This is a genomic window from Nocardiopsis sp. LOL_012 (assembly GCF_048060475.1).
Classification (GTDB): Bacteria; Actinomycetota; Actinomycetes; order Streptosporangiales; family Streptosporangiaceae; genus Nocardiopsis.
In genome coordinates, this window is the sequence record NZ_JBHMIV010000022.1 from 68,385 (window position 1) to 79,377 (window position 10,993).

10 protein-coding genes are annotated in these 10,993 nt (G+C 72.4%); 3 read left to right on the forward strand and 7 right to left on the reverse strand.

Features of this window, described 5'->3' with window-relative positions:
• Positions 1-35 precede the first annotated feature (35 nt).
• Positions 36-1,505 (forward strand): protoporphyrinogen oxidase, encoded by a 1,470-nt coding sequence (gene hemG / locus ACFHWE_RS15530; protein ID WP_416602349.1) that lies wholly within the window; start codon positions 36-38, stop codon positions 1,503-1,505.
• Positions 1,502-2,212, forward strand: a complete 711-nt coding sequence (hemQ, locus tag ACFHWE_RS15535) for a hydrogen peroxide-dependent heme synthase (RefSeq protein ID WP_416602350.1) — start codon at positions 1,502-1,504, stop codon at positions 2,210-2,212. Before hemG ends, hemQ begins: the two co-directional genes overlap by 4 nt.
• A gap of 35 nt (positions 2,213-2,247) precedes the next feature.
• Here the strand turns inward: hemQ and ACFHWE_RS15540 are convergent, their stop codons facing one another.
• The 3 genes from ACFHWE_RS15540 to msrB form a co-directional block, all read right to left on the reverse strand.
• Positions 2,248-3,042 carry a CDP-alcohol phosphatidyltransferase family protein gene (locus ACFHWE_RS15540; protein ID WP_416602351.1) on the reverse strand — a complete coding sequence of 265 codons (795 nt, stop codon included), beginning with the start codon at positions 3,040-3,042 and terminating at the stop codon, positions 2,248-2,250.
• Complete coding sequence (locus ACFHWE_RS15545) at positions 3,029-3,697, reverse strand: phosphatidylserine decarboxylase (protein ID WP_416602352.1); 669 nt, start codon at positions 3,695-3,697, stop codon at positions 3,029-3,031. The genes ACFHWE_RS15540 and ACFHWE_RS15545 overlap by 14 nt, the downstream gene beginning before the upstream one ends.
• Before the next feature lie 235 nt (positions 3,698-3,932).
• Positions 3,933-4,379: a peptide-methionine (R)-S-oxide reductase MsrB gene (msrB, locus tag ACFHWE_RS15550; protein ID WP_416602353.1), complete on the reverse strand. Its 447-nt coding sequence runs from the start codon at positions 4,377-4,379 to the stop codon at positions 3,933-3,935.
• 269 nt (positions 4,380-4,648) lie between these two features.
• On the opposite strand from msrB, the gene ACFHWE_RS15555 reads away from it, so the two are divergent.
• Positions 4,649-5,029, forward strand: coding sequence for a hypothetical protein (locus ACFHWE_RS15555; RefSeq protein WP_416602354.1), 381 nt, complete (start codon positions 4,649-4,651; stop codon positions 5,027-5,029).
• A 66-nt stretch (positions 5,030-5,095) separates the two neighbouring features.
• Here the strand turns inward: ACFHWE_RS15555 and ACFHWE_RS15560 are convergent, their stop codons facing one another.
• From ACFHWE_RS15560 to ACFHWE_RS15575, 4 genes are all read right to left on the reverse strand, one after another.
• Positions 5,096-5,884 carry a GntR family transcriptional regulator gene (locus ACFHWE_RS15560; RefSeq protein ID WP_416602355.1) on the reverse strand — a complete coding sequence of 263 codons (789 nt, stop codon included), beginning with the start codon at positions 5,882-5,884 and terminating at the stop codon, positions 5,096-5,098.
• A 147-nt stretch (positions 5,885-6,031) separates the two neighbouring features.
• Positions 6,032-6,832 (reverse strand): dihydrofolate reductase family protein, encoded by an 801-nt coding sequence (locus ACFHWE_RS15565; RefSeq protein WP_416602356.1) that lies wholly within the window; start codon positions 6,830-6,832, stop codon positions 6,032-6,034.
• A gap of 17 nt (positions 6,833-6,849) precedes the next feature.
• On the reverse strand, positions 6,850-9,006 hold the full coding sequence (gene glgX, locus ACFHWE_RS15570; RefSeq protein WP_416602357.1) for a glycogen debranching protein GlgX: 2,157 nt from the start codon (positions 9,004-9,006) through the stop codon (positions 6,850-6,852).
• 178 nt (positions 9,007-9,184) lie between these two features.
• Entirely contained in the window at positions 9,185-10,816 is a 1,632-nt protein-coding gene (locus ACFHWE_RS15575) for an acyl-CoA dehydrogenase family protein (RefSeq protein WP_416602358.1), read from the reverse strand.
• Between the last annotated feature and the right edge of the window lie 177 nt (positions 10,817-10,993).

Here is a 10,993-nt window from a genome sequence, read left to right on the forward strand (position 1 = left end):
TCGATGTGATCCAGGACATCTGGAAAGCTGGAGGCATGGCACAAGCACCCCACGTCATCGTGGTCGGGGGCGGGGTCTCCGGACTCGCCGCGGCCCACCGCCTCACCGTGCTGGGGGCCGCCGTCACCGTGCTGGAGGCCGCCGACGCGCCCGGCGGCAAACTCCGCGTCTCACCGGTCGCGGGCGTGCCCGTCGACGAGGGGGCCGAATCCGTCATCGCCCGCCGCCCCGAGGCGGTCGCGCTCTTCTCCGAACTCGGCCTGGACGGAGCGGTCGTCCACCCCGGCCCCGGCTCCGCCGCCCTCTACAGCAGGGGGGAGCTCAGGCCGATCCCCGGCGGCCAGCTCATGGGTGTGCCCGGCGACCTGCGCGCCCTGGCCCGCAGCGGTGTGCTCAGCCCCGCTGGGACCCTCAGGGCCGCACTCGACCTCGCCCTGCCGCGCACACCCGTCCACGGCGACGTGCCCGTGGCCGCCCACATCGGCAGGCGGATGGGCCGACAGGTCGTCGACCGGCTGGTCGAGCCGCTCCTGGGCGGCGTCTACGCGGGCCGGGCCGACCGCCTCTCCCTGGAGTCCGCCCTGCCGCAGATCCTGCCCATGGCGCGCGAGGGCGGCTCCCTGCTCCGCGGGGTGCGCGCCTCCCTGCGCGGGCGCGGCGCGGCGCCCACCGCGTCGGGGCCGGTGTTCGCCTCCCTGAGGGGCGGTATCGCCGAACTCGCCTCGGCCCTCGCCCAGCGCTGCGGTCCGCGCCTGCGCACCCGTACCCGGGCCGTCTCCCTGCACCGCCTGGAGCGGGGATGGCGTGTGCGCCCCGACCCGGGTACCCCGATCGACTGCGACGCGGTGCTGCTGGCCTGCCCCGCGCCCGAGGCGGCGCGCCTGCTCACGGGGCACGCCCCCGGAGCCGCGTGCGAACTGGGCGCGGTGGAGCACGCCGACACCGTATTGGTCACCTTCGCTCTGCCCGCCTCCGCCTTCCCCGAGCCCCCCTCCGGCACGGGCTTCCTCGTTCCCGCGGGGGAGGGGCTCACCGTCAAGGCCGCCACCTACTCCAGCAACAAGTGGCCCTGGATCGCCGACGCGCTGCGCACGGCCCACCCCGGCGACGACCTCGTCGTGGTGCGGTGCTCGATCGGCAGGGCGGGCGAGACCGGGGTGCTGGAGCGCTCCGACGAGGAACTCGCCGCCGTCGCGGCGGCCGACCTGGCCACCGTGGCCGGCGTGTCCGGGCCCCCGGCGGCGACCCGGGTGACCCGCTGGGCGGACGCGCTGCCCCAGTACGGTGTCGGCCACGCAGCTCGCGTCCAACGCGTCCGATCCGCGGTGGAGGCGTTGCCCGGCCTGGAGGTGTGCGGCGCCGTCTACGGCGGTGTCGGCATCCCCGCCTGCATCGCCGAGGCCGATGGGGCCGCCGAGCGACTGGCGGCCGCACTCACCACGACCAGTCCGACTCTCCGCGGCACCGGTGCCGACGGAACCGAACAGCAAGGAGCCAACCCGTGACGGGCCAGCAGAACACCGCCGTCGCCGCCGACGGCACGGACCTCAACGCGCTCATCCGCTACACCATGTGGTCGGTCTTCAGGGTCGACGGCCTGGAGGGCGTCGACCGGGCCGCGGCCGCCGACGAGGTCCAGACCCTCTTCGACAAGGCCTCCGAGCGCGGTGTCACCACCCGGGGCAGCTACGACGTGCAGGGCCTGCGCGCCGATGCCGACACCATGTTCTGGTGGGTGGCCGAGACCTCCGAGCAGGTCCAGGAGATGTACGCCGCCTTCCGCCGCACCCGTCTGGGGCGCGCGAGCACCCCCGTGTGGTCGGTCGCGGGCCTGCACCGCCCCGCGGAGTTCAACCGCGGCCACGTGCCGGCCTTCCTGGCGGGCGAGGAACCGCGCGACCACCTGTGCGTGTACCCGTTCGTGCGGTCCTACGAGTGGTACCTGCTGCCCGACGACGAGCGCCGTGCGATGCTCGCCGAACACGGCCGGATGGCCGCGCCCTACCCGGACGTGCGCGCCAACACCGTCTCCTCCTTCGGCCTGAACGACTACGAGTGGCTGCTGGCCTTCGAGGCCGACGAGCTGCACCGGATCGTCGACTTGATGCGCCACCTGCGCGGCGCCAAGGCGCGGCTGCACACCCGCGAGGAGGTGCCGTTCTACACCGGCCGCCGCAAGAGCGTCGCCGAACTCGTGGAGTCCCTGCCCTAACGGGGACCGGGGCGCCCCCTCGGGGGCACCCCGGATCAGCGCTCGGCTGAGCCGCGCTGGGCCCGGACGTGGAAGGGGACCGTGACGATGACGGCGAGCACCGCGGCGCTCATGAGGTAGATGAGCACGTCGCCGGCGGGCAGGCCCAGCCCCCAGAGGGCCATGAGCGCCACACCCGCGCCCAGGGCGGCCAGGACGGCGTGGAGCTTGCGGCCGCGCGGCTTGGGGTAGGCCATCCGGCTCACCATGAGCCAGGAGATCAGCAGTACGGCGGTGACGGCGACGGACACGTGCGGGTCGATGAGGACCACGGTCACCACGGCCATCGCGCCGAACGGGCAGGGCAGGCCGGTGAAGTAGCGCGCGTCCGGTGCCTGGCAGGAGAAGCGCGCCAGACGGACGATGACGGCCAGCAGGACGGCGCCGCCGACCATGACGGGCACGGCCGAGGGCAGGCCGGCACCCATGCCCCACACGACGAAGAAGAACGCCGGGGCGAACCCGAAGCTGACCACGTCGGCGAGGTTGTCCAGTTCGGCGCCCATGCCGCTGCCGCCGAGCTTGCGGGCGACGCGGCCGTCCAGGACGTCGAGGGCCGCCGCTACCAGCAGCAGGCCGACCACGGTGGCCACCGCGGTCCGGGGGAGCGGGCCGCCGACACCGGAGGCCACGTGGGCCGAGTGCGCTGTGGCCAGCGCCCACACCGCGAGGAACCCGCACAGGGCGTTGCCCAGGGTCAGGTAGTCCGCCACCCCCAGGCGCGGCCGGGGGGCCTCGGAGCGGGCGGGCGCGGCGCGCCCCGGCTCGACGGCGTGCTCAGTCGGCGTCAATGCGGGTTTCTCCGGCACGGACCCTCTGGCCGACCTCCACCGCCGGGCCGACACCGGCCGGTAGGTAGACGTCGACACGCGACCCGAACCGGATGAGCCCGATCCTCTCACCTTGCTCGACCTTCTGCCCCGCAGCGAGATACGGGACGATACGCCTGACCATCGCGCCGGCGATTTGAACGACCGTGATCTCACCGATCTCGGTTTCAAGGGTCCAGATGACGCGCTCATTACGCTCGCTGTCCTTGTCGAATGCGGGGCGGAAACCCCCGGGGCGGTGCTCGACCCGGGTGACCAGGCCGGCGAGGGGAGCACGGTTGACGTGCACGTTGAGGGGGTTCATGAACACCGCGACCCGGGTCCGCCCGTCGGGGCGGGGGTCGACGCTCTGGACGACACCGTCGGCCGCCGACAGTACCCGGCCGGTGGCCGGGCCCCGTTCGGGGTCGCGGAAGAACCACGCCATCCCCGCGGCCAGGGCGATGACCGGTGCGGCGGCCGCCGCCCTCGGGAGTGAGCCCCGGGCCACCAGCGCGGCGGCCCCAGCGGCGCCCAGCGCCGGCAGGAGCCAGGGGGCCGACCCCTGGGCCATGCCCAGGCGTGGCCGGGCCGGGGGGCGGTGGGATACGGCTGTGGGAGGTGCGTCGTCGCTCATGAGCGCTTTCGTGGGTCGGTCGGTCGGTCCGTGCGGCGGTCACCGCTGCGGGGTGCCCGTGCTCGGGGCGGGTGCGCGAAAGGGCCGGGTGGGCCCCTCCGTACGGGTGCTCCGCGGGCCGGCGGTGCCGACCCGGGGCGCATTGGAGGTGATTATCCCCGATACACGGAGAAGGGCGGTCCGCAGCCGACCTCGCACGAGCGGGTCCGGAGCGGAGCGTTAGGAGGACAACCTACTATCCGCCCCCCTCGTCCGGCTCCAGGGTGAGCGCGATGGAGTTGATGCAGTAGCGGGCGTCGGTCGGCGTGCCGTACCCCTCGCCGTGGAACACGTGTCCCAGGTGGGAGGCGCACGCGGCGCACCGCACCTCGGTGCGGACCATGCCCAGGGAGGCGTCCTCGTGCAGGGTGACCGACGAGGAGTCGGCGGGGTCCCAGAAGCTCGGCCACCCGCAGTGCGAGTCGAACTTCTCGGCGGAGCGGAACAGCTCGCCGCCGCACCCCCGGCACCGGTAGACCCCGACGGTCTTGGTGTCGACGTAGGCGCCGGTCCACGGCCGCTCGGTACCCGCCTGCCTGAGCACGGCGTACTCCTCGTCGGAGAGGCGTTCGCGCCATTCCTGGTCGGTCTCGGGAATCCGCCGCGTGCCGTCGGCGGAGTCCGGGTTCACTGGGTCAGCCATGGTGTCGACGTTACAGCTCCTGGCCGGGAACGTCCCGCCTCAGGCCGCGGCCGCACCGGGACGGGGCCGCTGTTTCGGTGCCGCCGCGCCCGCCATGTCACTGCTGAACACCCATAAGGTCACATACTTCTTACTTCACACGTTGTCGCGTTCGTCCTTCCAGACCAGGGGTAGGGCTCCCAACGGAGTCAGTGGTCGGCTCTTCCCCCGAGGCAGGTGACATGGCGGTTACGGCATATCAACTCGGAATAGGTAAGCGGCCGCTGCGTGTGGGAAGGATCAGGTACGGACTGTGGTGGGTGGGCCAGATCGCCGCAGACGTCCACGCCTGGTCACGGATGGTGGCCGCGGCGGCGGCCGCCATCGGCCGGGAACTGCGCTGGGCCACGGTGCTCAGCGCACGGGCCACGGCGGCGTCTCTCGACGCGATCAGGCCGAGTCCCTGGAGCGACCGGAAGCTGCTCGCTTTCCTGTCGGTCGTCGCGCTCTGCGCTTCGACGGTCGCCTTCGTCCTCGGACTCGGTGTGTCGCGGTGGGTCAAGACGGCGCCGGACAGTTCGCTCTTCGCCTCAGCGGGAGCGATCGCGGTGGGAGCGGTGCTCCTGCCGATGGCGTTCCTGGTGTTCGCCTCCAGACGGAGTAGTCGCTGAGTTCCGTCTCGACGGGGGGGCGCGCCGTGCGGCGCGCCCCCTCCCGCGTAGGACCGTGCGCCCGCCTCAGGCGTCGAAGTCGTACTGGAGCACGTAGGCCGATCCGTCCATGGTGATTTCGTTGAACTCCACGGGCCGGTGCTCGGCGGTCAGTGCGGTCCGGGCCACCTCCAGCACGGGGGTGCCCGCCGCGAGCCGCAGCCGATCCCTCTCCTCGGGGGTGGGCATGCGGACGCGGATCTCCTCGGTGAAGTGGGCCGGGGCGTACCCCAGTTCGGCCAGACGGGCGTAGATCCCGCCCGGGCCGCTGTCGGCCTCGCGCACGCGCAGGGCCGCGGCTCCGTCGCCCCCGGTCTCCAGAACCGCCAGGGGAAGGTGGGAGACCGCGCTCTGCACGGGTCGGCCCTCCACCAGGTACCGGCGCGAGCGTCGCACCACCCGGGCCTGCCCGGTCAGCTCCAGCGCCCGCGCGACGTGCTCGGCGGGTAACGCCTCCTCCACGTGCACGGAGTCGACCTCGTATCCGCGGTCCGCTCCGTCCGTCTGCCAGATGGCACGCCCGCCGCTCCACAGCCCCTTGGATAGGCGGCGGGCACCGTGTCTTCGGACCGGGCGGAACAGCCGGACGTAGATGCCCGAACCGCGCACGGCCACGGCCAGGCCTTCGTTGATGAGTACGGAGAGCGCTTGGCGGGCCGTGGCCCGTGCGATGCCGTGGCGCTCCATCAGGACGTTCTCACCGGGTAGCCGGTCACCGTCGGTGTACCGGCCGGAGCGGATCAGTCCGCGTAGTTCTTCGGCGATCTCCCGGTAGACCGGAGGGGACCTGTGGTCGGACGTCGGCACTGCGTTCATCCTCTCGGCGGAGGGCCAACGCCCCGCTGGCGTGGTGGGTAGCCAGTGGGGGGCTCCAATGGATGGCACACATCGGGTATGTCCGGTCACGCGACGGTTCATGCCTTGTTTCGGGGGGACCGGAAACGACCTTTGGCGACCGCTTCCTCAGGTGTCGCCCGGATCCCTGACGTAACGCGCGAACAGGCTTCCTTCGGACTCCAGCAACCCGGCCAGCCGTACGGGACGGCACCGCGCAGAGGCCCGCTCCGGGGCCCCGGGCGTCCCCGGCCCGCCCGCCACCACGCGCGGAGACCCCGACCCCAGCAGGTGGGGGCTGGTCGTCAGGCACAACTCGTCCAGCAGCCCGGCCGAGACGAACTCGGCGAGCAGGTGCGGCCCGCCCTCGGTCAGGACGCGGTACAGACCCCGTTCCCCGAGGGCGTCCACGATGTGCTCCGGTCCCACGGAGAGGCCCTCGACCACCACCACGTCCGCGTGCCGGCGGACCCGGGCCAGGCGCTCCGCCGGCGCCCCGGCGACGGTCAGGACGATGGTGCGCCGGCCCTGCGGGTCCGCCTCCAGCAGCCCCTCCGGCAGATCCAGCGACCGGGAGACCACCGCGGTCGGCGGCGCGGGTGGCCGCCCGCGCCGCAGCGGCTCCCACGCCCTCCTGGCGCGCAGGACCCGGTACCCCTCCGAACGCGCGGTCCGCGCCCCCACCAGCAGTACGTCGCACAGCCCCCGCAGGGTGCCCAGCAGCCTGCGGTCGGCCGCCGAGGACAGGTCGCGGCTGCCCCCCGACGGCCCGACCGCGCCGCCGTCCGCGCTGGCGACCATGTTCGCCCGGATCCACGGGCGCTCCAGGCGGTCGGGGTAGGCGTAGGCGGCGGCCGGGTCCGCGTCCCCCGCGCCGGGGCGAGGCAGGAGTTCGCGGAACCGTACGGGTGGTGCGCTGTCGGAGACCATGGCCGCCAGCCTGCCACCTAACGGCCGGGGCCGTGGGTGTGGGACACACGGCGCAGCAGTACCAGCGCCCGGTCGATCACCCGTACCGGCTCCGAGGCCGACGCCGAGGGGCGCCCCGCGACGTCGGGCTCGGCCGTGTCCAGCACCGTCTCCCACGCCATCCCGTACTCCGTGCCGGGCAGGGTGAAGTCGACTGAGCCCGCCCCGCTGTTGAGCAGCAGCAGGAAGGAGCTGTCCCGGATCCGCCGTCCCCGCGGGTCGGGTTCAGTGATCGCGTCGCCGTTGAGGAACACGCCCAGCGCCTGCCCGTTCGCGCTCCAGTCCGGACCCGACATGGGCTTGCCGTCCGGGCGCAGCCACACGATGTCGGGCAGGCCGCCGTCCCCCCGGGATCCGCCGCCCTCCACGGGGCTGCCCCGGAAGAACCGCCGCCGCCGGAACACCGGGTGGTCGCGGCGCAGCCGCGCGAGCGTGCGCACGTAGTCCAGCAGGTCGTTTCCGGGGCCGCCCTCCGCCAGTCCGGCGCCCTTCCAGTCGATCCAGGAGATCTCGTTGTCCTGGCAGTAGGCGTTGTTGTTGCCCCCCTGGGTGCGCCCCACCTCGTCCCCGTGCGAGAGCATCACCACGCCCTGGGACAGGTACAGGGTGGCGAGGAGGTTGCGCACCTGGCGGCGGCGCAGGGTGACGATCTCCGGATCCCGAGTGGGCCCCTCCGCACCGTGGTTCCAGGAGCGGTTGTCGTCGGTTCCGTCCCGGTTGTCCTCGCCGTTGGCCTCGTTGTGCTTGTGGTCGTAGGAGACCAGGTCGGCCAGGGTGAACCCGTCGTGGCAGGTGATGAAGTTGATGGAGGCCACCGGGCGGCGGCCGTCGTCCTGGTAGAGGTCGCTGGACCCGGCCAGGCGGGAGGCCAGTTCGCCCAGGACCGGCCGTCCCCGCCAGTAGTCGCGCACGGTGTCGCGGTACTTGCCGTTCCACTCCGTCCACAGGGGAGGGAAGTTGCCCACCTGGTAGCCGCCCGGACCCACGTCCCAGGGTTCGGCGATCAGCTTGACCTGGGAGATCACCGGGTCCTGCTGCACGATGTCGAAGAACGTGCTCAGCCGGTCCACGTCGTGGAACTCCCGGGCCAGCGCGGAGGCCAGGTCGAAGCGGAACCCGTCCACGTGCATCTCCAGGACCCAGTACCGCAGCGAGTCCATGATGAGCTGGAGCGAGTGCGGGTGGCGCACGTTGAGACTGTTGCCGCAGCCGGTGTAGTCCAGGTAGTAGCGCTGGTCCTCGTCGCCGACCCGGTAGTAGCTCAGGTTGTCGATCCCGCGCAGCGACAGTGTGGGGCCCATGTGGTCGCCCTCGGCGGTGTGGTTGTAGACCACGTCCAGCAGCACCTCGATGCCCGCCTCGTGCAGCGACCGCACCATGGCCTTGAACTCCTGCACCTGCTGGCCGCGTGAGCCGCGCGCCGCGTACCCGCTGTGCGGGGCCAGGTAGGCCAGGGTGTTGTACCCCCAGTAGTTGGTGAGCCCGCGCGCCACCATGGCGTGCTCGGGCACGAAGTGGTGGATGGGCATGAGCTCGACCGCGGTCACGCCCAGCGAAGTGAGGTATTCGATCATCACCGGGTGGGCCAGCCCCGTGTAGGTCCCCCGCTGGTGCTCGGGGATTCCCGGATGGCGCATGGTCAGGCCGCGCAGGTGCGTCTCGTAGATCACCGTCCGGTGGTACGGGGTGCTGGGTCTGGACTCGTTGCCCCAGTCGAAGAAGGGGCTGACCACCACGCATTTGGGCACGTACGGGGCGCTGTCGGCGTTGTTGCGGCGCGAGGGCTCGGCGAAGTGGTAGCTGAACAGCGACTCGTGCCAGGTCAGCTCCCCGTTCAGGGCCTTGGCGTAGGGGTCGGTGAGCAGCTTGTTGGGGTTGCACCGCAGGCCGCGCTCGGGCGCGTAGGGCCCGTGCACCCGGTAGCCGTACTGCTGCCCCGGACCGACACCGGGCAGGTACACGTGCCAGACGAACCCGTCGTACTCGGTCAGGGGAACACGGGTCTCCTCCCCCTCGTCGTCGAACAGGCACAGGTCCACGTGTTCGGCGATCTCGGAGAAGAGGGAGAAGTTGGTGCCGGAACCGTCGTAGGTCGCACCGAGCGGATAGGAACTACCTGGCCAGACTTCCACCATGGGCGTCGCAGTCTCTTGGGTCAGGGCCCGGGGAGCGGGCGGTCGGGTCGTGGTCGACTACTTCCCTACCGCTCCGGTCACCGAAATATGCAGATCAGAGCGATGATCCTTCGCTCCTCTGCCGGGATCGGCCGCTTTTCATGCGAAAAGTCGGTCGGGTTCGGTCCCAACCCGACGCTCACCGGCGGGGCCGCGCCCGCTCCAGGATCGCGCCGGTGTCCACACCCCGGGGCAGGGTGCCGAAGACGTGGCCCCAGCGTCCGTCCAGGCGGCTGGCCGTGAACGCCTCCGCGACGGCGGTCGGCGCGTGGCGCAGCAGCAGCGACGCCTGGAGGGTGAGGGCCAGCAGTTCCACCACCGACCGCGCCCGGTACTCCGCCTCGTCCGGGTCGCCGAGCGCGGACTCCACCTCCTTGAGGGCCGCGTCGTAGCGCGCGTCCGCACCCGAGGCCGACCGCAGTTCGGCCGTCAGCGCCTCCACCGCCTCCGGTGCGCGCCCCATCGCGCGCAGCACGTCCAGGGCGGCCACGTTGCCCGAACCCTCCCAGACGGAGTTCAGCGGGGAGTCCCGGAACAGCCGCGGCATCCCCGACTCCTCGACGTAGCCGTTGCCGCCCAGGCACTCCAGCGCCTCGGCCGCGTGCGCCGGATGGCGCTTGGCCACCCAGAACTTGCCCACGGCCACACCCAGGCGGCGGAAGGCGGTCTCCGCCGCGTCCCCGCGCACGGAGCGGTCCACGGCACCCGCGAGCCGCGTCATCAGCGCCGTGGCGGCCTCGGACTCCAGAGCCAGGTCGGCCAGGACGTTGCGCATGAGCGGCTGCTCCACGAGAGGGGCGCCGAACACGCCGCGGTGCTCGGCGTGGTGCAGGGCGTGCACGAGGGCCGCCCGCATCCCCGCGGCCGAGCCGATGACGCAGTCCAGCCGGGTGCTGTTGACCATCTCGATGATGGTGGGCACGCCCCGGCCCGGCTCGCCCACCAGGTGGGCTACGGCGCCGTCGTACTCCAGCTCCGCGGAGGCGTTCGATCTGTTGCCCAGTTTGTCCTTCAGCCTCTGGAGGCGCAGGGCGTTGCGGGAGCCGTCCTCCAGCACACGCGGGACCAGGAAGCAGCTCAGCCCCTCGGGTGCCTGGGCGAGGGTGAGGAAGAGGTCGCCCATCGGCGCGGAGGTGAACCACTTGTGCCCGGTGAGCAGGTGGTGGCCCTCAGCGGTGGGGACGGCGCGCGTGGTGTTGGCGCGCACGTCGGAGCCGCCCTGCTTCTCCGTCATCGACATGCCCGCGATGAGGCCGCGCTTGGACAGGGGCGGGCGCAGGCCGAAGTCGTAGGTCCGCGACGTGAGCAGCGGCTCGTACCGCGCGGCCAGGGCAGGGGAGTGGCGCAGGGCCGGCACCGCCGCGTAGGTCATCGAGACCGGGCAGCCGTGACCGCTCTCGGGCTGCGACCACAGGAAGAACTTGGCGGCGCGCGCCACGTGCGCGCCCTCGCGCCCGTCCGCCCACGGGGCGGCGTGCAGTCCGTGCGCCACGGCCTGCTCCATGAGGACGTGGTAGGCGGGCTGGTAGTCGACCTCGTCGACGCGGTGGCCGTAGCGGTCGTGTGTGCGCAGCACCGGCGTGTAGGTGTTGGCGGCCTCGCCCCAGGCGCGCACCCGCTCGCTTCCGGCGGCGTCGCCGACCGCGCGCACCTCCGCCTCGGACCAGCCGGCGCCCTCGCGGCGCAGCCCCTCCAGGAGCGCGGGATCCTCGGCGGCGGAGTAGTCACCGAGCGGGGGAGCCTGGTTGAACACCTCGTGCGTCGCGGGCATATGCGCCTCTTTGTCCCTTTTGGTGGCAGGTGGGGGACATCATACTCGCGTTTGCCCGAAGAGTAGAATCTTGTTCGGTTTCTGGGTGTCGTCCTAGGAGCTGTTTTCGAACGCGGTGCCGCATCGCAGGGGGTCGGCTCGGGCGCCCACGGGGCTGGCGGAGGTGCCGGAGGCGGG

Coding starts and splice junctions, on each gene's coding strand:
- hemG (WP_416602349.1), top strand. CDS start 36: ATGGCACAAGCACCCCACGTCATCGTGGTCGGGGGCGGGGTCTCCGGA.
- ACFHWE_RS15545 (WP_416602352.1), bottom strand. CDS start 3,697: ATGAGCGACGACGCACCTCCCACAGCCGTATCCCACCGCCCCCCGGCC.
- msrB (WP_416602353.1), bottom strand. CDS start 4,379: ATGGCTGACCCAGTGAACCCGGACTCCGCCGACGGCACGCGGCGGATT.
- ACFHWE_RS15560 (WP_416602355.1), bottom strand. CDS start 5,884: ATGAACGCAGTGCCGACGTCCGACCACAGGTCCCCTCCGGTCTACCGG.
- ACFHWE_RS15565 (WP_416602356.1), bottom strand. CDS start 6,832: ATGGTCTCCGACAGCGCACCACCCGTACGGTTCCGCGAACTCCTGCCT.
- glgX (WP_416602357.1), bottom strand. CDS start 9,006: ATGGTGGAAGTCTGGCCAGGTAGTTCCTATCCGCTCGGTGCGACCTAC.
- ACFHWE_RS15575 (WP_416602358.1), bottom strand. CDS start 10,816: ATGCCCGCGACGCACGAGGTGTTCAACCAGGCTCCCCCGCTCGGTGAC.